Below are 22,242 nucleotides of genomic sequence, written 5' to 3'. Positions count from 1 at the left end.
TCAGGAGGCAATGGGCATGCTGACGGACGTCGCCCTTAAGGCACTGAAACCAAAGGAGAAAGTCTACAAAATTGTGGACCGTGACGGCATGTATGTCCGCGTCATGCCCAGTGGGGCGATCTCGTTTCGGCTCGATTACAGGCTCAACGGACGGCGCGAGACGGTCTATCTAGGCAGGTACGGACGGGACGGAATCTCACTTGCCCTCGCCCGAGAGAAGTGTCTCGACGCGAAGCGCGCTATTGGCGAGGGACGATCGCCGGCCATCGAGAAGCAGCGCGAGAAGCGCCGCCTGAAAGAGGCGAAGAGCTTTGGTGAGTTCGGAGAGAAGTGGCTCGCTGCGGCGCCGATGGCCGACAGCACGCGCGCCATGCGGCGCGCCATCTTCGAACGGGAGCTTCTTCCGGTTTGGCGCAATCGCCTCCTGACGGAAATTACCCCGGACGACCTAAGGGTCCTATGCGGCAGCATCGTCGAACGTGGTGCTCCGGCGACAGCTATTCACGTACGAGATATCGTGAAACAGATTTACGGCTTCGCGATCCTGCATGGAGAGAAAGTCGCCAACCCAGCCGATGAAGTCGGACCCGCATCAATTGCGACTTTCGTGCCAAAGGACCGCTCGCTCTCGCCCTCCGAAATTCGCGTAATGCTGAAGCAGCTCGAGCACATCCCAACACTTCCAACGATCCGTTTGGGAATGCGGCTTTATCTGCTCACTATGGTGCGCAAGAGCGAGCTGCAAGACGCGGTGTGGGATGAGGTCGATTTTGAAAATGCGGTCTGGACGATCCCGAAGGAACGCATGAAGCGGTCGAAGGCGCACAACGTCTATTCGCGACTTCGAGGTGAGCCTCTGTCCCCGCGAGATTTCTGTAGAGCGGTACGAGAGGCAGTTCACCGAGATCGGGGCGAGCGGCGCAATCTTCCTCGGGCAGGGCGGGCAACATGAGCTGTTACAGGCGCTTGCCGTGCGTTTTCCGATAGTCGTCTGGGGGGCTGTATTGGCTGAGGCCCTCTATTGCGCCGTGGGCAGCGACAACTTCATCGGCGGCCAACTCGTGGGTGAAGAGCTCAAAGCACGGGAGCGAAAATCGATTTTGCTTCTTGGTAACCCACAGACCGAGCAGGTTCGTCTGCGTTTTGATGGCTTCAACGCAAGCTACGGTGCCGGTCAGCATCGTAGAATCGAGACGCTGCCTGTTGGCTTCTCCTACGAAGAAGCCTATCGCGCCGTTCTCAAGCGCATCAAAGATACGCCCAAGCGCGTAGACGGAATATTTGCGGCTACGGACACCCTGGCAATGGCTGCCATTCGAGCGGTTCGCGAGATCGGCCTAGTTGTGCCAGACGATGTCGCTGTGGTCGGCTACAATGATGTTCCGCAGTCTCAAGCTCTCGATCCGCCGCTCACAACCATTCGCGAGAATGACCGCCGCGCAGGCAGTCTGCTTGTCGAGAAACTCATGCAAATCCGCGATGGCGTACGCGCCTCCTCGGTCCGGTTGGACGTGACCCTGGTCCGTCGCGCCACCTGAAATCTCGTGCTCAGAGCTATCGGCTTGACTCCGGCGACCGGTCTGACGGACCTCCGGCATACGTTCGTTCCGACTTTTCAAAGTACCGTCACGACCCTCGGCCTCTTCATACCGTAGCATCAGACCCATCTATGGCCCGCAAGATCGGCCAGACGGTCGACGATCACATTCGGCCTGAAAGGAAAACGCGCCAAGTCCTTTGACGCGGTCGCACCGGTAAGAACAAGTGCCGATCGCATCCCGGACTCCAGGCCAGCAAGAATATCGGTGTCCATTCTGTCACCGACCAGCACGGTCTGCCCTGCGCTGACCCCCATTCTTTCCATCGCGCATCTGGTCATGAAGGAATTCGGCTTGCCGATGAAATAGGGCTTCACGCCGGTTGCTTTGGCAATCAGGGCAGCAACCGCCCCGCATGCCGGATGCAGCCCCTTTTCGGCTGGCACGGCGGGGTCCGGACTGGTCGCGATGAACCGCGCTCCTGCAGAAATTAGCTGCGCGCCTGTCGCGATCTCCTCGTAGTGATACGAGTCTGCGTCCCCGAGTACGACACAGTCAGGGGAAAATACCGTAAAGCGACAGCCCGCTGCCTGCAGCGCCGATATCAGCCCCTGATCGCCGATGGCATAGACCGAAGCGTCCGGAAGCTGTTGACTGACAAACCGCGCGGTTGCCAGGGCCGAAGTGTATATGTGGTTGGGTTCAACGGGAAAACCCATCCCGCGTAGACGGTGCGCGTGATCCTCCGGAGTGTACCTGGAATTGTTCGTGAAGATCTGGAAGGCCCGCTTATTTTCCACCAGGGCCCTGACAAAGTCGGCTGAACCCTCGACAGGAGCTCCCCCGCGCACGAGTACCCCGTCCATATCCAGAAGATGGGCGATTTCCATCATGGCTCCGATGTTTGATTGAGTGAGAACAAAACGGCTTCGGTAGCGGAGGCATAAGACAAGGGCGGCCCGTCTTGAAAAGGCCCGCAGTTCTGCCGTCGTGTAAATCGGATGCTCCGGCGTGCAAAAGGGGTGATGCAAGGCCGCCACCGCAGGCATTGAGGAGCAGGCGAAATTGATCCGGGAAGCGAATCGGGATCTGGCTGCCCGAATGCCCAGATCATTACCTCAGTGCCACTGCCTGGAGTGCACTGCGCTGCCCATTGCGTCGAGGATGCATATCAATGGTCAGGAGACAGTGCGGATTGCTGCTGCCTTCGCTGCTGCGACCTCCCATCTACCGTCGAGGCGGCTTGGTGACCTTCCCGAGGAATGGAGAGACTGGATGACGTCTTGGCGCGCCGTCGAGCCCCAGCTCCGGAGAGCGACAATTGCCAGTTTCGCAGCTTCTGCGTCTGCCCTCTGCAGGAGCAGTTCGCGGAGAAATGTGGCATGCAGCCTAAAGTCCGAAGGCCGAGGGTGTCATCTCGACAGATCGCACTTAAGGTATTATATAAACGACCTAAAGACCTTTAAGGCATTTTTTATGGGACACAAATGCGCTCGACAGTGATCGATACCCTGCCTCCCAGAGTCAAGAGGGCGCTCGGCAAGCTCGGCGCGGACATTGCGCTTGCCCGCAAGAAGCGCAGCCTGACGGTCATGATGATGGCGGAACGCCTGGGTATCGCAAAAAGCACTTATCTGAAGATCGAAAAAGGAGACCCGACGGTTGCCATGGGAGCCTACGCCATGACTTTTTTCGTACTGGGCTTTGATGACGCCTTGACGCAGATCGTGGACGCCCGTCGCGATGAACAGGGCCTGCTCCTCGACGCCGAACGTTTGCCCAAAAGGATAAGGGCGCGGAAGCCCCCGGTCGCAATATGAGACGTTCTATTGCTGTTCACATCGGCGAAGAAGCGATGCCACTGGGCGCGTTGCGATATGACCAGCAGGGTGCACGCGAGAGCGCCGCGTTTGAATATGACGCTGGCTGGCTGGCCGCGGCGGGAGGCTTCTCGATCGAACCCGGTCTGCCACTTGTCGCAGGACCTCAATTCCATCGCAAGACGCGCGACGGATCCGTGTTCCACAACGCGATCGCCGACACAGAGCCGGACGGCTGGGGCCGGCGCGTCATCCTGCGCGACCACGCCAGGCGTCGCCAGGAGGCGCGCCAGGCAGGACGCGAGGCTGAGACGCGGCCCCTCAACGCGATGGATTACCTTTTGGCAGTAGATGACATGAGCCGCATTGGTGCGCTACGCCTGCAGGACGAAGAGGGGCATTACCAGAGAACTGGCCAGGAGGGTCGGCGCACTACGCCGCCGCTCATTGAAATCAGGCAACTCCTCGCAGCGACGCACGCCATTGAGACAAACACCGAGACTGCCGAGGATCTCGCCTATCTGCGTGGACGTGGCACGTCCCTTGGTGGCCTTCGTCCGAAATGTTCTGTCGTCGACGACGACGGACGGCTCGCGATCGGCAAGTTTCCAAGCGTCACCGATGATCGCTCCGTCACCAAGGGCGAAGTGCTCGCCATGATGCTGGCCAGGAAGGCCGGCATCGATGCCGCCGAGGCACGTCTGGTCGACAGCGACGGCGCCCCCGTCGCGCTGATCCGGCGCTTTGACAGGACACCGAACGGCAATCGACTGATGTACGTTTCGGCCGCCACGATGCTTGGTGCAGAGCCAGGGGACTCTGGCGAGCATAGCTATACTGAACTCGTGGATGTGCTTCGCCAGCACGGCAGCCAGCCAGCGGCCAACATCGAGGAGCTTTGGCGGCGGATCGCCTTCTCGATCCTTGTCACCAATGTCGATGACCACCTCCACAATCACGGTTTTCTACATGTCGATCGCGGGCAATGGCGCCTGGCGCCCGCGTTCGACATCAACCCATTCCCTGAGCGTGTGCGAGAACTCAAAACCTGGATATCCGAGGACACCGGGCCTGAGGCGACTGTCGATGGCCTGATGTCGGTAATTGCTTATTTCCGGATCCCGAAAGACCGGGCGGAGGTGATCCTCAACGAGGTCGAAGGAGCAGTCGCCACATGGCGAGAGGAGGGGCGGGCGCTTGGGATGACCACCCAGGAACTGGATAGCTTCACCGATGCGTTCGAACACAGGGAACGGCAGGCCGCGCAAAGGGCGATGCAATGATGCCGACGATTGTGGTTCCTGTTTGAGATCGAGTCGCGCAAGAAGTGTTGCACCCTGTTGGCCCGGATCCCCAGCTGGGAAGGCGCATGGGGCGTAGCTGCCGTCACGTCTGCCGTCTCTCTCATGTCGTCCATCGCGCGCGGCAGGGATGCGGGTTTCTCGGGATGGATGGCCTCCGTCGTCCATGACCTGAGCATGGCGGCCGCGGGATCCCCTAAGGTGTCGATGCAGAGCTACGTGTACGACAGCAATTTCACGATTACCGCCAAAGGCGGCGGGAGCCTCGATTCACCGCGCGATCCTGACATAAAAGAGGTTTCGATCCTCGCTCATTCGATGAAGAACCCCATCTGGTCGGAATGGTCGGCGACGACCAGGAAATCCAACGGACGCGATAGTTTGGCTGGCTGTCCGCTTGACGAACCCGGCCGTTGTTTGGCGACACGCATTTGCACACGGCGCTCTCGCTCGATGCCGCAGCTGGAAAACCCGAAATCCTGGAGAGCGCCCAAGGGCGCGTCTGGTATGACATGCTCAAGTCAGGAAAGGGCGGCGCGGCTGCGGTAGACATCATTAAGTCTTTCTCCCAGGGAACGTTCCCGAAGGAGCTCGTATATGCTCCGGGTACGCCGGCTTATCGGTCGGTTTGGGAGGGCATTATCGCCGCAGCCGAAGAGGCCAACGATCCGGGACACTTCACCGCTTTCATCGGCTATGAGTGGACGTCTCTCGCCAAGGGCAACAATCTGCACCGCAACGTCATCTTTCGCGACGGCGGCGCCAAGGCCGGTCAGGTCGAGCCATACACGACGCAACCGCCCATCGGCAGCAACAATCCGCGCGCCCTGTGGAAATGGTTGCAGAACTATGAGGACAAGACCGGCGGCGATGTGCTTGCCATCGCCCACAACGGCAATCTGAGCAACGGAACGATGTTCCCAATCATCGAATCCTTCACCGGCAAGGAGATCGACCGCGAATACGCCGAGCAGCGCGCCCATTGGGAGGTGCTCTACGAGACCACGCAGATGAAGGGTGACGGCGAGAGCCACCCCTACCTTTCTCCCAATGACGAGTTCGCCAATTTCGAGAAATGGGACAAGGGCAATCTTGACCTCAGCGCGAAGAAGACGCCAGACATGCTGGAGTTCGAGTATACGCGCTCGGCGCTCAAGAACGGGTTGAAGCTGGAAGCCAAGCTCGGCGTCAACCCCTACAAGTTCGGGCTGGTCGGCAGCACCGACTCGCATACGGGTCTATCGACTGCCGACGACGACAATTTCTTCGGTAAAGTGTCGACGTCCGAGCCGAGCGCGGAGCGCTGGTCGCATCCCTTCATAGCGAACCCCAAGCTCGGGCTAAAGATTATGGGCTGGGAGACGACCGCGTCAGGCTATGCGGCCGTCTGGGCGCAGGAGAACACACGCGCCTCGATCTTCGACGCCATGAAGCGCCGCGAGACCTATGCGACGACCGGGCCACGCATGGTGGTTCGCTTCTTCGGCGGCTTCGATTTCGACGAAGCTGACGCCAATACCCGCAGCCCGGCGATCGCCGGTTACACCAAGGGTGTGCCGATGGGCGGCGATCTGACCCAGGCACCCGCCGGCAAGGTGCCGACCTTCCTCGTCGCTGCGCTCAAGGATCCGATCGGTGCCAATCTCGACCGCTATCAGATCATCAAGGGCTGGCTCGATGCGGCCGGTGAAGTGCATGAAAAGATCTATGACGTCGCCTGGTCCGGCGACCGCAAGCCCGGCGCCGACGGCAAGCTGCCGCCGGTTGGCAATACCGTGGACGTGCCCAATGCCACCTGGACAAACACGATCGGAGCACCTGAGTTGATCACCGTGTGGAAGGATCCAAATTTCGACCCAGCTCAGCGTGCTTTCTATTACGGCCGCGTCATCGAGATCCCGACGCCGCGGTGGACCGCATACGACGCGAAATATTTCGGCATCAAAATGACACCAGACGTGCCGATGACGACACAGGAGCGGGCCTACACATCCCCGATCTGGTATACACCGGCCGGCTAAGGAAACGGACGGCTTACCAAGGTTAATATACTGGCAGGTGGATCGGGCGCCGCCCGCCAGGACAGCGAGTTCAAACATGCGACAAGTGTTCTCCTTCCTCAAGACGACCCTGATCGGTGGCCTGGTTGTCGTGTTGCCGTTCTGGTTGGTTGGCTTTGTGCTCATTCGCGGGCTGGGTCAGATCAAGTCGGCGATCGAGCCGCTGACGGACAATGTCACTCATGCGTTTGCGCCGCCCATTGCGATCGCGGCGCTGGTGCTCCTCCTCTCGTGTTTCGCCATAGGCCTGCTCATCCAAACAGCGAGCGGTGGCAGGCTTGTGGGCACGGTCGAGAGGCGGCTCGCGGAAAGCCTGCCGGGCTACGGTCTATTCCGTGGCTTAACGCTGGGGGTAACGGGCGGCGGTGCCGACCATGCCGTGAAACCGGCACTCGTCGGTAGCGGCGACAATCTGGCGTTTGGCATTATCATCGAGCGGGCAAACGGGTTCAGCACGATCTTCATCCCATCTGCGCCGTCTGCAACCTCCGGATCCGTCCACATTATGCTGGACAGCAAAGTGCACCCACTCGACATCCCGCTGAGAAAAGTGCTCACCAGCATGTCGCATTATGGGGAAGGCGCGATCAACCTGGCTGGAGCAGCGCTGGGGAAGCCTGCATGAATTGCTCGATGACTTTGGCGCAAATCCGTGATGCCAAAGGCTGAATTCAGAGGAGAGGGACTTATGAAAACCCGGATTTTGCTCGCTGTCGGTTTGTTTGCCTTCGGCCCGGTCGGCGTCGCCGCTGCGGCAGACCCAATATATCCGGGTGCGGAGAGCGTCGAATACAAGGACGCCTCCGGTTGGACCTTCACGGTTGCCGCATATGGTTGGCTTGCTGGTCTCAAGGGCAACGTTGGCGCCGGCGGAAGGACGGCACATGTCGACGCCAGTATCGGGGACGTACTTTCCAATTTCGACATTGGGGTCATGGGGTTGGCGGAGGCGCGATACGAGCGGTTCGGCGTCTTTACCGACTTCAACTATGTGCGGCTGTCGGCGTCCTCCGATACCCCATTCGGTGCTCTTGCCAGCAGCGCGGACCTGACCGTCCACAGCCTGATGTGGACAGCGGCGGGGGAATATCGGTTTGTCGAGACACCGGAGGCAAGTGTCGACGCTTTTGCCGGCTTCCGGCTCTATTCGCTCAAGAACGAGCTCGATTTCAATGGTCCGGGCGTGCTCGCCGGCGTCTCCCTCTCTGACCAGAAAACATGGGCTGATCCCATCATCGGGCTGAAGGCGCGCTACTCCATCACCCCGCAGCTTTACCTTACCGGTTGGGGATTGGTGGGTGGGGCCGTTTCCGCCAAAGTGACCTGGGATGTGATGGCCGCCGCAGGCTATCAATTCACTGACAAATTCTCTGCGGTGCTGGGGTATCGCGCCTCGGGGGTTGACTACGAGAAAAACGGATTCGTTTACGACACCGTTCAACAGGGGCCCATCATCGGCGCCGTGTGGCGCTTCTAAAATCGAGAATATGAGATCGCCTTTCTTGCGACTCCGGGGATCGGCGGCCGGTAGAGCTTGGACGGGTCTGACGGGAGGAAAGAATGGAACGACGTGATTTCGTCAAAGGCTTGGCTCTGCTTGGCCTATGCCCTCTCTGCGCCAAGCCCGGCTTTGCTTCCGAGAGTGCGCATTGGAGCTACGAAGGTAAAGCCGGACCTGCTCATTGGGGTGACTTGGGTCGGGCGAATGCCGTTTGCTCGGCCGGCAGGCAGCAGTCGCCGCTCGACATTGTCAGCGCTATCAAGTCCGACCTCCCGGCCATATTGATCGATTGGAAGCAAGGTGGCGGCGAAATCGTCAACAATGGTCATACTATTCAAGTGAACCCACCTGCTGGCAGCATACTCAAACGCGGGGACAAGGTTTACGAGCTGGTGCAGTTCCATTTCCATGCTCCGAGCGAGCATCTGGTCAATGGCAAGTCATTCCCGATGGAAGTGCACTTTGTCCACAAGGCCAAGAGCGACGCCTTGGGCGTGCTCGGCGTGTTCTTCAAACCAGGTGCAACAAATGCCGGATTCGCTGCGCTTGCCGCGGCTTTTCCAGCCAAGGAAGGCAAAAAAGCTTCGGCCGATGTCGACCCACGAGAATTGTTGCCAAAGACGCTAAAATACTGGACCTATGAAGGCTCTTTGACGACGCCGCCTTGCAGCGAGATCGTCGATTGGATGGTAGCTATGGAGGCGATAGAGGTGGCGGCATCCGACATCGAAAAATTTACCGCTCTCTATCCGATGAACGCGCGACCGGCACTTGCTGCCAACCGCCGTTTCATCCTAGCCTCGTCATAGCAGTATTCCGTTCCGCTGGAAGATTCTTGCGGTCGGCTCTGAGATCAATACCCGCGCATTCTGAGCGTCGTTTCTGAATGCCGAAGGCGGGGATGTTCAACCTCTCCACCGAGACGGCCACCCGGGAAGAAACCGTTCGACCTAGATCGGCTGCAGCGGGCGCAAGGTCTGGGACAGGACAGTTGGAGCATGCCCGCAGTCGAATTATCGGCGGGTGTGTTCGCTGGTCCTGACTGCGCTTGCAAGCTCATTCGAATTCTCGCGGCTGGGGCGCGCCGCCGAACTGGGCGGATCACTGCTTGGCGGCTTGGGCATCGCCGCAGCCGCGCGCAGCTGGTTCACATGATGATGTTCGCCGCTACTGGCACTATCAAGGCCCCTTAGCAGCATTGAAGGTCCAGACACGGCCGAGGTGATCAGCATAGATCAGCACGTCGTAGCCGTGACTCGGCGGAATGCTCAGCCGGGTGCCGCTGATCCGGTCAGTGGCTTCGCCACGGCCTGAATGCCGTTTTCCTGAAATGCCTGGTGCACGGCGATCAGAGCGGCGCGGCGGATCATGATGTGTTTGCCCGCTTTGGCCTTGAATTTGGCCCGGATGACCAGCGTGCCGTCCTCAACCTCGGCAATTCCCTGGCTCTTGAACGGCTCGAGCAGATCTCCAGCAAGTTCCGGGTTGGCCGAAATATCCTGGCCGATCTTCTTGAAAATCTTGCGGACTTTGTCGACATCGGTGTTGAATGCAACGCGAAAGGTCAGTTTCTCGATCATCCAGTCGCGGCTAAAATTCTGGATCTTGCCAATCGAGCCATACGGGATTGTCGCCAAGGCACCGCGCTGGTGGCGCAAGGAAACCGACCGGACCGAGATTTTTTCTACGGTCCCCTTGGCGCCTGACGTTTCGATATATTCGCCGAAGCGGAATGCATCGTCGATCAGAAAAAACAGCCCGGAGACGAGGTCCTTCACCAGCGTCTGCGAGCCGAAGCCAATGGCCAGCCCGAACACGCTCAAGCCGGCGATCAGCGGCCAGACATTAATCCCGATAGACACCAGGATCGAGAGCAGCGCCAAGGCCACAATGCTCGATTTGCCGACCGCGCTGAGCAGCGGCACAAGTGTGCCCAGCCGTGAACGCGGCGCACCCGGCACCTCCTCGTCACCACCTGGGGCGGGTAACTCCGCGCGCAAGGCGCGAGCCGTTCCTGTGCCGACCACGTTCCACAGAAACGCCGCCCCCAACATGATCAGCGCCACACCGGATGCGCTCTTGGCGACCTCTCGCAGATCTATGCCGAACCCGGCAGCCAGCGGCGTCGCCCACAGTGTTCCCAGCATGGCAATCATGATGGCCACAACGGTGAAGCGGGCGGTCTGTCGCCCTGCAGCTGCCAAGATCGAGATGTCGGGAGACTCCAATCCGCGCTGGGCCCAGTTCCCGATCATTGCGTCGAGATGCGGCGCGGCGAGAAAAACCAACGCGGTCAGCAGAACGGCCGACCCACGAAGCGATGCTCCCAGGGTCAGTGCGGCCTGAGTGCTGAGAAAGGTGATTATCAGGAACGCGATCACGATTGCCGGCCACATTTTGGCGAGACGGGTGCGCCAGCGGCTTCTTGGGCGCGGACCGGCGACGGCGGTCGCCATAGTGCGCCTGTGCCGCCATACCGCCCATGCAAACAGAAGGTAGATCGGAATTGCCACGCCTGTTCGTAGCAGATCCCCCAAGGCCGGCCCGACGCTCCAGAGCCGCAACGTCGCGATCAGCGTAACGCCGATGATCGCGAAGCCAATGGCAAGCGAGAGGTCGCGCACGAGCGCCGCCAGATGGACGGAGCGCTCTGCAAACTCGCTTCGCCGCGATGCCATCAAGAGTGACCTGACGGCGGCGAGGATGATGAAGCCGAGCACGGTAACCACCGTCCAAAGGCGAAGGGTTTGCAAAGGCACGCCAGAACCGGCCAGCAGCCGCGCAGCAATGAAACCGATCACCAGCGCCACCACAGTAGCCGCCACGCCCGCGAAAAATCTGCGCCATGCACTACTTGTGGCACTCGCCTTCTTGAACCGCCGGGCGAGAAGGATGAACACGCCCGCGACGAGCACAACAACCAACACAATCTCGAACAGGAGACCAAGGAGAGATGTGCCCCCGGCCGCAAGCGAGGCCCTCAGGTTTTCAAGCTCGACGGGGACGTCGCTCAAAGCGGCAAACCGCGCGAACAGTCCGGCGACGAAACGCTCCGCGAGCTGTTCGAAGCCCCAAATCAACGAAGTAACGTCCGTTTCCGCCGTCGCGTCCACGATTTCTCCCCCTTCAGCGACTTGGAAGCCAGTTCCGGCGGTTGCTCGTCGGCCGCTGTCTCGCTATCCAGCGCCCGACCGTCTAACAATTCAAGCTTTTCTGCCCGGCCCTTTGCTCGCGCGGGTCCGATGGCAATCAGATAGGTTCAACGGATTTCACATTACCTTCGGTGTCCACGAGGCAGCTTGTCTTCTTGCCGCCGGCATCGAGCTCGACCTGAAAGGTCTTGGAATCGATCTTGCTCGAGGAGACCGGAAGGATCTTGGCGCTGTCGACGCCGCTCGCCTTGGCGACCGAGCTGGCGCAAAGAAGCTGCAGATCCGCCGGAGCCGTCTCAACCTGCGTCCTCGACATTTGCTCCGGAGCCGGCGGCGGCGTGCTGACGCAAGCGATCAAGGACTGCGCCATGAATCCAAGAGCTGGAGCCAGGATCAATCTTCTCGCTGCACATTTTTCCGACATTGCTTGTCCCTTTCCGAATGTTTTAAACGCCCTTGTAAAGGGCCGCCCCCTGCATGAGAACGATGACCTTGGCGCCGACCTTGACGCGGGAAGCGAAGTCGGTGATGTCGTCGTTCCTCATCCGGATACACCCTGATGAAACGTCGAGCCCGATCGTCCAGGGCTCCGGCGTGCCGTGTATCCGGTAGATCGTGTCCTGATCGCCCTCGTAGAGATAAAGCGCTCTGGCACCGAGCGGATTGTCAGGCCCCCCCGGCATGCCTGCCGCATATTTGACCGCGTTCGGATCACGCGCGACCATTTCGGCCGGGGGCGTCCAGGTTGGCCATTCCGCCATCCGGCCGACGCGCACGATACCGGCCCATCCAAAGCCTTCCCGACCGACGCCGATGCCGTAGCGCATGGCCTGCTGACCCGACTGCACAAGATAGAGAAAATGCTTGTTGCCATCGATGATGATCGTTCCGGGCACCTCTGCCGTGCGGAACTTGACCATCTGTGGACGAAATGCCTCGGGCACCTCCTTGTGGGCGGCGTAGTATTTTCGCGCTTTCTTCTTGTCGTAATCGACCCACTTATGCGTCTGAGGATCGAATACCTGCGTCTGAGCGGCATACGCTAATGTCGCGCCGATCGCGGTCATCACAAGCGCAGCGCCAAGAACAAGAAGGCGGCCAGCCATTCTTCGATCATTGCTTTTCTGGATGACGGACCGGTTTGCGAGCGAAAGGGTCATGTCTGTCCCTGTCCCTATTTCGACCAGGCGTTGAGCCGGTCTTGATGCCTTGCCACCCAGTCCTGCGCGAACTTGGCGGGATCTTGCCGATCGACCTGCAATGCGTAGCTCATCTCGGTGACCTCCTCTGGGGTGAAGTCGATATGAGAGAGGAAGGCCGCAACTTTCGGCAGGCGCTTCGCCGTCGAGGACGCAAACCCGATGTAGAAATGTGATGCGTCCCACGCCACCGGCGCCTCCGATTTCGTAAGCCAATCGGGGTCGTCGCTCGGCATCACGATGTGCCATTTGGCGGGATCGTATTTCGGCTCGGTCAATTGGACGATATCATGGAGCTTGAACATGTGGTGCGGAGTGTAGCAGTAGAATGCCATCGGTTGCCCGCTTGCCGCGGCCGCATCGACTGCAGCCATTGCCATGTCTTCCGGCATTTGAAGGAGAGTCATCGTTTTGTCGTAGCCGTAGCTCTTTGCCCGGATCTTCTCGATGCTCGTCGATGACCAGCCCAGCGCACCGATCCACATTTCGCCCTTGCCGTTGCCGTCGGTATCGAAAACAGCCGCCTTTTTCGGATCGGCCAGATCTGAAATGTCCTTGACCCCATATTTGTCGGCCGTCTCGCGCGTGACGCAGATGCCCTGCGTGGCCGGCACACCCTTGGGGCTGAGGTCCACGGTCTTGCGCCCGTCGACGTATTTCTTGACGAGTGAATCGAGATTGGGAAGCCAGACTTCCGGATAGACGTCGACCTCACCGGAATCCATTCCGGCGAATGCCGTCATGGAACCCATCTCGCGCACGTCGGCGTCGAGGTTGAGTTTCTGCTTGATGCCGTACTTGATGATATTGGCCGCCGCCTGGCCCGACGGCCAATTGGGCATTGCCACGAGCAGATCGGCTGAAAGGGCGGGGGCGCAAGATGTTGCCGCGAAAGTCGCCGAGACTGCAATTCGCCAAATCCAGGTTGCTGCGGGCATATTCATTTCCTCGTTCGGTGCGATCGACTACTCGTCGGCTTGATCGCCAAATTCGGACTGAAACCGACTACCACCGAGACTGTTCTTTGACTGTGAGACGGTCCGCGCGTTCCATCAACTTTGCAGTTCTGATGGCCATCAAAGAATAACGAAGCTTGCTAGCAGCGGAACGTAAGTTACGTGGCGGCACTGTGTTTTTCCGAGATAACGCACCGGATCGCGCACGTTCGACTACCCACCATTCTTCGCTGCCGCTTCGGTCGTATTGGTTGGGTTGTCGAGCTTCCGGGGCCGGTCAAGCTTGGCCACAACGATCGGGCTTTTGGCTTGGTGAGCAAGAGCGAGGGCGGCTGTCAGTTGCGGCCTCGATCGAGAGCATTCATGCGTACAGCTGTGCATTTCGGGTCCCCTTATCGGACCGCAGATCTCGGATTGAAGTTAACTCATTGAAATCTCTGGCACGCCCAAGGGGAATCGAACCTTATTGCCGTGTGATTAATCCCGCCTATAAAAGCAACTGCCCTGGGGATTGCCGTGCGAGAACGTTGCGGACGTTCGACAACTGCCATTGGCCATTGCGGGCGGTGCGAATGCCACGGTTATTCAACGCGATTGCCAGGCCACGCAGGGTAGTGATGCCGGACCGCTGGATGGACGCGATGATCGGCAGCACCGTCTCGGCAAACCGGTCAGCCTCGTTGACCGATACTGCACGGCCTTTCGCTGCGGCCTCGGCGCTGTTGGTCTGGTTCCCGAGTTTGATGCCTGTCGTCTTGCGCGAGGCGAGGGCCGGCAGCAGCAGCCTGCTTCTTGAAGTTGGTTTCTACCCAAAGTGGTCGCGCCACCATATTGAACAGTCGCTTGCCACTGAATGGGCGCCGGCGCTTGAGAGCGTTCATCGTACTCCCGCCCCTGTGGGATGGAGTATGGAGAATACGACCGTAGGCATCGTCACCGACGGATCGTTCTTTGCGGCGCCAATTTCGTTGGATGCATTTCCGGATGCCTGCGGATCGACGCATTCCCCGAGACGTCTGATAACCAGTCACAGGGATCGAAATAGGCCCTAACACTCAGCGGCATGGCGCATTCCTTTTTTCGGCAAGCTAGATCTGCGATACGTCGGCTACCCCTCTCTGCAATCCAAAAAGACGACAATGGCTTTGCCGTCGGTAAAGAATGGATTGCCTATGGCGTTTTTGCCCGCCATCGGCTGGGTCACGACCGCCTCGTCTATCTTCCCGGCGCATGTCGACCGAAGGAGGGCGGCGCGCAATGCTTCCCGCTCCTTGTCTATGTCCGGGTCCACCTGGTGGATCAGGAGACCCCTTCCGTTTTTGGTCTTGGCTTCCTTGTCGAAGTGGACGGTGCCGAGCCAAACCGAGCGGCCAGAAACCTGATAGTCGGTGTCCCACAAATGCAAGTGGTGTCGCTCTCGCACCGAGCGACCGGGATCCACGCGTTGGAAGCCCCGTCGATTGGGCTGTCCCCGCCAGAACGTCGGAAGCCCAGGCGCGCGCGGGGGAGGCTGGTTGCGTAGCTCCGCGACAAGCAAGTGCCAGCTGCTTGCGAATGAGATTCTGTCGGTCGGTTCCCATCCAGCCTGAGCAAAGGCGTTCTCCAGATCAGCCTCGCTTCCGACCAGAATGACATTGATTGGCTCCATCGGCCTTCCGGTTATGTCTTCGCTGAACTGCGGCGCCAAGGCGAACATCCCCGCCGGGAAGTTCGTTTCGGGCATGTCGATCGGTGCGTTCCTGGGCGGGCTGATCTCGGTAATGATGCCGAAGCCGGCATCCTTCAGAACGGCCGTTGTGTGTTCGACCGCCGCATCGAAGCTGGTGTCCAGCGTCTTGGAAAAATAGTAGCTCATGATCTTGTCCTTGTTGGTTCAGCCGGGAGTTGAGCTTGGTTCGTCGGTCGATGTGAGCTCTGCCGGAGCGTCGCTCTCGGCGCCCGGCTCAGAGCCGCCTCGAAGAGCCACGTAAATGGCGGGGATGACGAGCACCGTCAGCAGCGTCGACGAGGCGAGGCCAAACAGCAGCGAAATCGCCAAGCCCTGGAAAATCGGGTCGGTCAGGATGACCGCCGCCCCGATCATTGCTGCGATCGCGGTGAGCAGGATCGGCTTGAAGCGGATGGCGCCAGCCTCGAGCAACACGTCGACTAGCGGCCGGTCGGTATCCTTGGAATGGCGAATGAAATCCACCAGCAGGATAGAGTTGCGCACGATGATTCCGGCGAGTGCAATGAAGCCTATCATCGAGGTGGCCGAGAACGGTGCATTGAAGGCCCAATGGCCGAGCATGATACCGATCAGGGTCAGCGGGATCGGCGTCAGGATAACCAGCGGCAGCCTGAACGAACCGAACTGCGCGACGACGAGAATGTAGATGCCCAGGATGGCCACTATGAAGGCCGCACCCATGTCGCGGAAAGTGACCCACGTCACCTCCCACTCCCCGTCCCACAGAAGCGTCGGTTTGGATTCGTCGTCCGGTTGCCCGTGCAGCGCGATCGTCGGTTTCGCCAGGTTACCCCAATCCGCTTTGGCGATCGCATCGTCGACGGCGAGCATGCCATAAACGGGCGCCTCGAACGCGCCTGCGAGCTCCCCTATCACCATCTCCACGGGCCGGCCGTTGTGACGGAAGATGGGGTAGGAAGCAGGCTCACGCGTCACCCGCACGACGTCGCCGAGTTCCACCACATCGCGTGCGCCAGGCAGCGCGTTCGCCGGAACCGGTGTCGTAAGGGCGCGCTGGTCGACGACGCCGTCGCCCTTCGAGAGTGCCACGCGGATCGGGATCGGCTGGCGGCCGCCGCCGCGATGCGAATAGCCGACCGTCGTGCCGCCGTAGAGGTAGTTCAGCGTATCGTACACGTCGGACTGCTCGACCTTGTAGTATTCGAGGTTATCCTGATCGATCGCCAGACGCACGCGCTGCGGCTGGTTGTGGAAGCTGTCGTCGACGTCGACAATGAACGGAATAGAGGCGAACGTCTCGCGCACCTTTGCCGCCACCGCGCGGCGCGTCTCGGCGTCAGGCCCATAGACCTCCGCGAGCAATGTCCCCAGCACCGGCGGACCAGGCGGTGGCTCGACCACCTTGAGCACGGTGCCTTCTGGCATGGCAATGCCCTTCAGCCTTTCGCGGAGGTCGAGGGCAATGGCATGGCTTGGACGACTGCGCTCTCCCTTCCCCACCAAGTTGACTGCGACGTCGCCCTGCTCGGGCCCAGAGCGAAGATAGTAATGGCGCACAAGGCCGTTGAAGTTGAACGGCGCTGCTGTCCCGGCATAGGTCTGGAACGAGACCACCTCGGCCACGTCGGCGAGACGGTTCACAACAGCCTGCAACAGCCGGTTGGTGTCCTCGACAGAGGAGCCTTTGGGCAGGTCAGCAACCACCTGCAATTCGGTCTTGTTATCGAACGGCAGGAGCTTCACCGTGACGTGCTTGGTGTAGATGAGCACCATCGAAGCCATGGTGGCGGTGCCGACGATAAGCAGGAAGGTCCACGACCGAAACCGCGACTTCAGGATGGGCCTTGCGACCGCGATATAGGCGCGACCGACCGCGCCGCCGGCGCTGCTGGCGTCGTGGGCATGCGCCGAGGCGTGGCCCTTCTTGCCGAATTTCATCATCAGCCACGGCGTCAGCGTCACCGCGACGAAGAAGGAAAACAGCATTGCCGCCGAGGCGTTGGCCGGGATCGGGCTCATATACGGCCCCATCAGACCAGAGACGAACAACATCGGCAGGAGAGCCGCGACCACAGTGAGCGTCGCCACGATGGTCGGATTGCCCACCTCGGCTACGGCGTCGATGGCCGCCTGCTTGCGGGACCGCCCATCATCCATTGCCCAATGCCGGGCAATGTTCTCGATCACCACGATCGCATCGTCGACGAGGATGCCGATGGAAAAGATAAGCGCGAACAGGCTGACGCGGTTCAGCGTGTAGCCCATGATGCGCGAGGCAAACAGCGTAAGCAGAATCGTCGTCGGGATGACAACGGCCACCACCAGCGCCTCGCGCCAGCCTATGGCCACCGCAACGAGGACGACGATGGAGATCGTCGCGAGGCCGAGATGGAAGAGCAGTTCGTTTGCCTTCTCGTTTGCGGTCTGGCCGTAGTCGCGGGTCACGACCATGTCGACGTCCTTCGGGAAGATTTCCCCCCGCACCTGATCAAGGCGCTTGATGATCGTATCCGCGATGACAACGGCGTTGGTGCCCGGACGCTTGGCCACCGCCAGGGACACTGCCGGCGCCCGTTCAAGCCCCTTGTCGGACTTGATGATGTTGGTGACGCGGTTCTCGGCCGGCGACGTTGCCAACACCATCTTAGCCACGTCACGCACATAAACCGGCCGCCCATCCCGCGCAGTCAGAAGCAGGTTGCCGATATCGGCGAGCGTCTGCAAGGTTTGACCAGCGACCACTACGCGCTGCTTGCCCTCGTCGCGCAGTGTGCCAATCTGGAAGGACCTGTTGGCCCCGGCGATCTTGGCCGTCAACTGCTGCAGCGTGATGCCGTAAAGAGAGAGTTTTTCCGGGTCCGGCTCGACCTGAATCGCTTCCGGCTGTTCGCCTACGATGTAAGTCAGGCCAATATCCGGCAGCTTGGCGACCTCGACTTGCAGTTCGTGCGCCAGCCGCGTCAGATCGGCCGAAGAATAGCGACTGGCCGCCTCGGGCGTCGGCGTCAATGTCACCACCACAATCGCAACATCGTCGATGCCACGCCCGACGATGAGCGGCTCGGGTATGCCGACCGGGATGCGGTCCAGGTTGGCGCGCACCTTGTCGTGAACACGCAAAACGGCGGCGTCGGAACTGGTGCCGACCTTGAAGCGGGCAGTCACCAGCGCACCGTCGTCCACGGTTTGCGAGTAGACGTGCTCAACACCGTCGATGCCCTTGATGATGGTTTCCAGCGGCTCGGTCACGAGCTTGACGGCATCCTCCGCCTTCAGCCCGTTGGCCGCGACATGGATGTCCACCATGGGCACGGAAATCTGCGGCTCCTCCTCGCGCGGCAGCGTGGCGAGGGCGACAAGCCCGAGTGCCAGCGCCGCCAACAGGAAGAGCGGCGTCAGCGGCGAGGCGATGAACGAGCGGGTGAGCCCGCCGGCGATGCCAAGTTTCATGGCACGACGACCTTGTCGCCTTCGGCGAGCCCGGTCAGGACCTCGACCCGCGGCTGGCCGCCATCCTGGTACCGCTCGCCGAGCACGACAGCCACGCCGAGCGGTCCGTCCGCCGTATTGACCGTGACGTAGTCGATCCCATGTACCGTGTTGACCGCCTGCGGCGGCACGCCGAGAATGGTACGCTTCGCGACAGGGATCGACACCAGCGTGCGCTCATTGACGAAGAAGCTGCCGATGTCGGCGACCTCGACATCGGCGATGACGCGGCCGTTCTCGATCTCCGGATAGACCTTGGCGATGCGGCCCTGGCGGGCCTTGACGAAGCCGCCATCCGCACCGGCGCCGCGCTCGGCGATATCAACCTGGGCCCCCTCCGTGATCTCTGTCGCATGCCGCTCCGGCAGCGACAGTCGCAAATAGTATTGACCCGAGGCGATGCGGGCGACCGGTTCGCCTGCCATGATTACCGACCCGGCCGTCACGGGAACCGTCAGCACCCGACCATCGGCCGGTGCCAGGGTATCGCCTTCCTTGGCGCTCTGCTGGGTAACGGCCTTTTCGGCAACCGCGGCCGCCAACTGAGCCGTGATCACGTCGAACTGGGTCTGAGCCGCATCGACCCGGCTCTGGGTCGCTGCGCCTTTGGCCAGCAAGTCCTGGGCGCGCTGTAGATCGGTCTTCGCATTCTCCATCTGGGAATTGAGGGCGCCGATCTTGGCGTCGGCCGCGCGAAGCTGCAGCGCTATTTTGTCGTCGACAACGGTAGCGACCACATCACCCTTCTTGACGACCTGGCCTTCCGTCACCCGCACCTCGGTGATGGTACCGGAAAGCCGAGCGCGCGCCGGCACGATCGTGCGGCTCTCGACCTGGCCGAAAACGGCCTTCATCTCTGTGATGGTGGCAGCCGCGACAGTGAAGTCCCCGGCAAGAGCGCCACCGCTGGCGAACACCGTGATGCCCAGCAGAAGCCCGTTGGCCAGGATGGATCGTACGTATCTCATCGCAATGTGCCGTTCTCGGAACGAATTGAAAGGACGGGAGGCGCGAAGGCACCTCCCGTATCGGACGCCAATCCTGGAAAGTCGGGTGTTACTTGAAGGCGACGCCGCTCTTGCAGCCAACTTTCTTGAAGACAATAGCTGCCGGGCACCAGCCAGTAAGCGAAGCCTGCACCATGTTGAGCCCGGCAAAGGCGGTCAGCAGGAACCAGTAGGGAGAATAGTAATAACCCAGCGCGACGGAGATCAGAACCATGAATCCCGCGAACATCAGAACTGCCTTATCAATCGTCATAATCTTGTCTCCTGAATCTGCGCCGTGCCTATTCGGCCGGCTCCATATGAATGGCCTTGAGCTTCTTGATACCGAGCAAGTCGAGTGCCAATCCCTCGTAGAAGGTCTCGCTCTTGCCCTGACGAACCTTGTGCAGGAAGTATTTCTCGAACCCGACCTTGGCCGCGTGCACCCACTTACCCTGCGATGACCAGTTGACGTTGCGTGGCGGGATCTGCGGCTGCGCCACGAAGGCGATGCCCTCGTCGCCGAAGTCGGCCAGGCAGACTGCGTTCCAGGTCGCAACAGCTCGCGGTTCCCCGCCGCGCAGCAGTGCGCCAATGTTTTCCGCCGTCGCAGTGACCATGGATTCGATCATGAAGCCGGTCTTTGGAACGCCGACCGGCAGGGGCGTCTTACCGACGGGGGGAATGGCGACGCACACGCCGATCGAAAAGATGTTCGGATAAACCTGGTTTCGCTGATGCTTGTCGATCGTGACGAAACCGCGCGGATTGACCAGACCCTCTACGTCCTTCACCGCCGGCACGCCGCGGAAGGCCGGAAGCATCACCGAGAACGCGAATGGTAGGTCGTGCTTGGCCTTCAGCCCGCCATCCTCGTTCACTTCCTCGACATGCATGGTTCCGGCATCGACTGAAGTCACCTTGGCGTTCGTGATCCACTTGATGTGGCGATCGCGCATGGCACTCTCGAGCAGACCCTTGGTATCGCCGACGCCATCCAGGCCGAGATGGCCGATATAGGGTTCCGGCGTCACGAAGGTCATCGGTACCCGGTCGCGCACCTTGGCCCTGCGCAGCGCGGTGTCGAGGATGAAGGCAAATTCGTAGGCCGGGCCATAGCAGGAGGCCCCCTGGACGGCGCCGACAATGACCGGACCCGGCTTGCGGATGAGTTCATCGACCTTCGCCTTCGTGTCGGTAGCATGGTCGATATGACAAATAGACTGCGTATATCCGGCAGGTCCGAGGCCGGACACCTCATCGAATGCGAGATCCGGCCCGGTCGCGATGATCAGGTAGTCGTAGTCGACGAACGTACCGTCATTGAGTTCGATCCGGTTTTCCTTCGGATACACTTTCTTGGCGCCCTCGGGTTTGAGCGCGATGTCGCGCCGCTTGAAGGTTGCGGCGAGATCGACTGTGATGTCGTCCCGCTTGCGCCAGCCGACGGCCACCCAGGGATTGGAAGGCACGAAGGAATAGGATGTGCCGAGATTGACCACGGTGAGGCTGTCCTCGCGGCGCAGCTTCTCTCGCATTTCATAGGCCATGATGGTTCCGCCAAGACCGGCCCCGAGGACGACGACATGCGACATAGGGTTTCTCCCAATGCTTCTTGTTCGAGTAACCTGACAGCAAGACTGCGGGCTTGCGTTGATCTGGCTCAATTCCCAAGCCAGGGAGCGCGATGGTAGGGTTCGCCGCTCGCGAGCCTACCGATGGGCTTGCAATTAACATTCAAATATTTTAAATTCAAGAGTATGAATGTAAAAGAGATGATCCCGGCTTCGGGAAAGGCGGCGGACCTGCTCAGGAGCTTGTCCCATCCGCAACGGCTCTTGGTCCTCTGCGCCTTGGGGAAGGATGAGCGCTCCGTCGCGGAACTGCGCGAGTTGCTGGGCATCGACCAAGTGCCGATGTCACAGCAACTCATGCGGTTGCGTGCTGACGGCTTGGTCGAGTCGCGCCGCGATGGCACGACTGCCTACTACCGCATCACCCGGCCGGAAGTCCTGACGGTCGTCGAAGCGCTTCACGCTGCTTTCTGTCCCTGACGGGAAGCAGTTGCGATCTACAATCTCAAGGCGGTGTGTTGCATGGCGCATCCGGAAGTAACAGGAGAAGTGCTATGTTTGGATTTGGAGCGCAGTCGTCGGTCAAAACGCTGACGCCGACGCAAGTGCGTCAGATGGGCGACAGTCACGCTTGTCGATGTCAGGGAGAACGCCGAATGGGCGTCCGGGCGTATAGCCGGCGCCATTCATATTCCTTTAGGCAGGCTTCGTGAAGAGATGGAGCTCATCCCATCCGATAAGCCCGTGGTGTTTTATTGCCAGGCCGGCGGTCGTTCTTCGCAAGCGATTGCCATTGCCAAGGCAGGTGGAGAACCGCACGACACCCATTTGGGTGGCGGCATCGGCGCCTGGCGTGCGCATGGCTTTCCTCTGGAAAGCTGAGGCGGGCTATGGCGCGGCCCATGGTTACCACCTCACAGCAGCCGGAGATCAATCCTCCCCTCACACCGTGCTTCCAAGTGCGTGCTTGGCCTCT

18 protein-coding genes and 3 pseudogenes are annotated in these 22,242 nt (G+C 60.4%); 10 read left to right on the top strand and 11 right to left on the bottom strand.

Features of this window, described 5'->3' with window-relative positions:
• Positions 1–16: 16 nt before the first annotated feature.
• Together AC1D05_RS19370 and AC1D05_RS19365 are read left to right on the top strand one after the other, a co-directional pair.
• A pseudogene (locus AC1D05_RS19370) lies at positions 17–835 on the top strand (tyrosine-type recombinase/integrase); the annotation flags it as partial.
• Between the two features lie 13 nt (positions 836–848).
• Positions 849–1,538: a substrate-binding domain-containing protein gene (locus AC1D05_RS19365; RefSeq protein WP_477443027.1), complete on the top strand. Its 690-nt coding sequence runs from the start codon at positions 849–851 to the stop codon at positions 1,536–1,538.
• A 119-nt stretch (positions 1,539–1,657) separates the two neighbouring features.
• Here AC1D05_RS19365 and AC1D05_RS19360 read toward each other — a convergent pair whose 3' ends face one another.
• Entirely contained in the window at positions 1,658–2,431 is a 774-nt protein-coding gene (locus tag AC1D05_RS19360) for an HAD-IIA family hydrolase (RefSeq protein WP_477443025.1), read from the bottom strand.
• Positions 2,432–3,025: 594 nt separating this feature from the next.
• On the opposite strand from AC1D05_RS19360, the gene AC1D05_RS19355 reads away from it, so the two are divergent.
• Together AC1D05_RS19355 and AC1D05_RS19350 are read left to right on the top strand one after the other, a co-directional pair.
• The gene (locus tag AC1D05_RS19355; protein WP_477443023.1) at positions 3,026–3,358 is read left to right on the top strand and encodes a hypothetical protein; all 333 of its coding nucleotides are present in this window, start codon (positions 3,026–3,028) and stop codon (positions 3,356–3,358) included.
• Positions 3,355–4,641: a type II toxin-antitoxin system HipA family toxin gene (locus AC1D05_RS19350; RefSeq protein WP_477443021.1), complete on the top strand. Its 1,287-nt coding sequence runs from the start codon at positions 3,355–3,357 to the stop codon at positions 4,639–4,641. Before AC1D05_RS19355 ends, AC1D05_RS19350 begins: the two co-directional genes overlap by 4 nt.
• A gap of 338 nt (positions 4,642–4,979) precedes the next feature.
• Here the strand turns inward: AC1D05_RS19350 and AC1D05_RS19345 are convergent.
• A pseudogene (locus AC1D05_RS19345) lies at positions 4,980–5,063 on the bottom strand (DUF3604 domain-containing protein); the annotation flags it as partial.
• A 9-nt stretch (positions 5,064–5,072) separates the two neighbouring features.
• On the opposite strand from AC1D05_RS19345, the gene AC1D05_RS19340 reads away from it, so the two are divergent.
• From AC1D05_RS19340 to AC1D05_RS19325, 4 genes are all read left to right on the top strand, one after another.
• Positions 5,073–6,680: a DUF3604 domain-containing protein gene (locus tag AC1D05_RS19340; protein WP_477443019.1), complete on the top strand. Its 1,608-nt coding sequence runs from the start codon at positions 5,073–5,075 to the stop codon at positions 6,678–6,680.
• A gap of 76 nt (positions 6,681–6,756) precedes the next feature.
• Entirely contained in the window at positions 6,757–7,344 is a 588-nt protein-coding gene (locus tag AC1D05_RS19335; RefSeq protein WP_477443017.1) for a DUF502 domain-containing protein, read from the top strand.
• A 63-nt stretch (positions 7,345–7,407) separates the two neighbouring features.
• Positions 7,408–8,196, top strand: coding sequence for a hypothetical protein (locus AC1D05_RS19330; RefSeq protein ID WP_477443015.1), 789 nt, complete (start codon positions 7,408–7,410; stop codon positions 8,194–8,196).
• A gap of 83 nt (positions 8,197–8,279) precedes the next feature.
• Complete coding sequence (locus AC1D05_RS19325; protein ID WP_477443013.1) at positions 8,280–9,029, top strand: carbonic anhydrase; 750 nt, start codon at positions 8,280–8,282, stop codon at positions 9,027–9,029.
• A 459-nt stretch (positions 9,030–9,488) separates the two neighbouring features.
• Here the strand turns inward: AC1D05_RS19325 and AC1D05_RS19320 are convergent, their stop codons facing one another.
• The 9 genes from AC1D05_RS19320 to AC1D05_RS19280 all read right to left on the bottom strand — a co-directional run bounded on the left by AC1D05_RS19320 (position 9,489) and on the right by AC1D05_RS19280 (position 21,287).
• A complete protein-coding gene (locus AC1D05_RS19320; RefSeq protein WP_477443011.1) occupies positions 9,489–11,333 on the bottom strand; it encodes a mechanosensitive ion channel family protein in 1,845 nt (614 codons plus the stop codon).
• Positions 11,334–11,469: 136 nt separating this feature from the next.
• On the bottom strand, positions 11,470–11,688 hold the full coding sequence (locus tag AC1D05_RS19315; protein ID WP_477443009.1) for a hypothetical protein: 219 nt from the start codon (positions 11,686–11,688) through the stop codon (positions 11,470–11,472).
• A gap of 130 nt (positions 11,689–11,818) precedes the next feature.
• The gene (locus AC1D05_RS19310; protein WP_477443339.1) at positions 11,819–12,478 is read right to left on the bottom strand and encodes a L,D-transpeptidase; all 660 of its coding nucleotides are present in this window, start codon (positions 12,476–12,478) and stop codon (positions 11,819–11,821) included.
• 68 nt (positions 12,479–12,546) lie between these two features.
• Positions 12,547–13,413: an ABC transporter substrate-binding protein gene (locus tag AC1D05_RS19305; protein WP_477443337.1), complete on the bottom strand. Its 867-nt coding sequence runs from the start codon at positions 13,411–13,413 to the stop codon at positions 12,547–12,549.
• Between the two features lie 1,222 nt (positions 13,414–14,635).
• The gene (locus AC1D05_RS19300; RefSeq protein ID WP_477443007.1) at positions 14,636–15,382 is read right to left on the bottom strand and encodes an LssY C-terminal domain-containing protein; all 747 of its coding nucleotides are present in this window, start codon (positions 15,380–15,382) and stop codon (positions 14,636–14,638) included.
• Positions 15,383–15,400: 18 nt separating this feature from the next.
• Complete coding sequence (locus AC1D05_RS19295; protein WP_477443005.1) at positions 15,401–18,667, bottom strand: efflux RND transporter permease subunit; 3,267 nt, start codon at positions 18,665–18,667, stop codon at positions 15,401–15,403.
• A complete protein-coding gene (locus tag AC1D05_RS19290; protein ID WP_477443003.1) occupies positions 18,664–19,674 on the bottom strand; it encodes an efflux RND transporter periplasmic adaptor subunit in 1,011 nt (336 codons plus the stop codon). Before AC1D05_RS19290 ends, AC1D05_RS19295 begins: the two co-directional genes overlap by 4 nt.
• A gap of 88 nt (positions 19,675–19,762) precedes the next feature.
• Positions 19,763–19,966, bottom strand: coding sequence for a YgaP family membrane protein (locus AC1D05_RS19285; protein ID WP_127293701.1), 204 nt, complete (start codon positions 19,964–19,966; stop codon positions 19,763–19,765).
• Positions 19,967–19,994: 28 nt separating this feature from the next.
• On the bottom strand, positions 19,995–21,287 hold the full coding sequence (locus tag AC1D05_RS19280) for an NAD(P)/FAD-dependent oxidoreductase (protein ID WP_477443001.1): 1,293 nt from the start codon (positions 21,285–21,287) through the stop codon (positions 19,995–19,997).
• A gap of 123 nt (positions 21,288–21,410) precedes the next feature.
• Between AC1D05_RS19280 and AC1D05_RS19275 the strand changes: the two genes are divergently transcribed.
• Together AC1D05_RS19275 and AC1D05_RS19270 are read left to right on the top strand one after the other, a co-directional pair.
• Complete coding sequence (locus AC1D05_RS19275; protein WP_477442999.1) at positions 21,411–21,746, top strand: ArsR/SmtB family transcription factor; 336 nt, start codon at positions 21,411–21,413, stop codon at positions 21,744–21,746.
• A gap of 153 nt (positions 21,747–21,899) precedes the next feature.
• Positions 21,900–22,148 (top strand): annotated as a pseudogene (locus AC1D05_RS19270) (rhodanese-like domain-containing protein); the annotation flags it as partial.
• Between the last annotated feature and the right edge of the window lie 94 nt (positions 22,149–22,242).

It is taken from the genome of Mesorhizobium sp. P2_E9, from assembly GCF_056403815.1.
This window is presented reverse-complemented; position numbering and strand designations above follow the sequence as displayed.

What these genes read in the sequence shown, in the direction of transcription:
- AC1D05_RS19360 (WP_477443025.1), bottom strand. Translation starts at nt 2,431, where the DNA reads ATGATGGAAATCGCCCATCTTCTGGATATGGACGGGGTACTCGTGCGC.
- AC1D05_RS19355 (WP_477443023.1), top strand. Translation starts at nt 3,026, where the DNA reads ATGCGCTCGACAGTGATCGATACCCTGCCTCCCAGAGTCAAGAGGGCG.
- AC1D05_RS19350 (WP_477443021.1), top strand. Translation starts at nt 3,355, where the DNA reads ATGAGACGTTCTATTGCTGTTCACATCGGCGAAGAAGCGATGCCACTG.
- AC1D05_RS19335 (WP_477443017.1), top strand. Translation starts at nt 6,757, where the DNA reads ATGCGACAAGTGTTCTCCTTCCTCAAGACGACCCTGATCGGTGGCCTG.
- AC1D05_RS19330 (WP_477443015.1), top strand. Translation starts at nt 7,408, where the DNA reads ATGAAAACCCGGATTTTGCTCGCTGTCGGTTTGTTTGCCTTCGGCCCG.
- AC1D05_RS19325 (WP_477443013.1), top strand. Translation starts at nt 8,280, where the DNA reads ATGGAACGACGTGATTTCGTCAAAGGCTTGGCTCTGCTTGGCCTATGC.
- AC1D05_RS19315 (WP_477443009.1), bottom strand. Translation starts at nt 11,688, where the DNA reads ATGTCGAGGACGCAGGTTGAGACGGCTCCGGCGGATCTGCAGCTTCTT.
- AC1D05_RS19310 (WP_477443339.1), bottom strand. Translation starts at nt 12,478, where the DNA reads ATGGCTGGCCGCCTTCTTGTTCTTGGCGCTGCGCTTGTGATGACCGCG.
- AC1D05_RS19305 (WP_477443337.1), bottom strand. Translation starts at nt 13,413, where the DNA reads ATGCCCAATTGGCCGTCGGGCCAGGCGGCGGCCAATATCATCAAGTAC.
- AC1D05_RS19300 (WP_477443007.1), bottom strand. Translation starts at nt 15,382, where the DNA reads ATGAGCTACTATTTTTCCAAGACGCTGGACACCAGCTTCGATGCGGCG.
- AC1D05_RS19295 (WP_477443005.1), bottom strand. Translation starts at nt 18,667, where the DNA reads ATGAAACTTGGCATCGCCGGCGGGCTCACCCGCTCGTTCATCGCCTCG.
- AC1D05_RS19290 (WP_477443003.1), bottom strand. Translation starts at nt 19,674, where the DNA reads ATGAGATACGTACGATCCATCCTGGCCAACGGGCTTCTGCTGGGCATC.
- AC1D05_RS19285 (WP_127293701.1), bottom strand. Translation starts at nt 19,966, where the DNA reads ATGACGATTGATAAGGCAGTTCTGATGTTCGCGGGATTCATGGTTCTG.
- AC1D05_RS19280 (WP_477443001.1), bottom strand. Translation starts at nt 21,287, where the DNA reads ATGTCGCATGTCGTCGTCCTCGGGGCCGGTCTTGGCGGAACCATCATG.
- AC1D05_RS19275 (WP_477442999.1), top strand. Translation starts at nt 21,411, where the DNA reads ATGGGCTTGCAATTAACATTCAAATATTTTAAATTCAAGAGTATGAAT.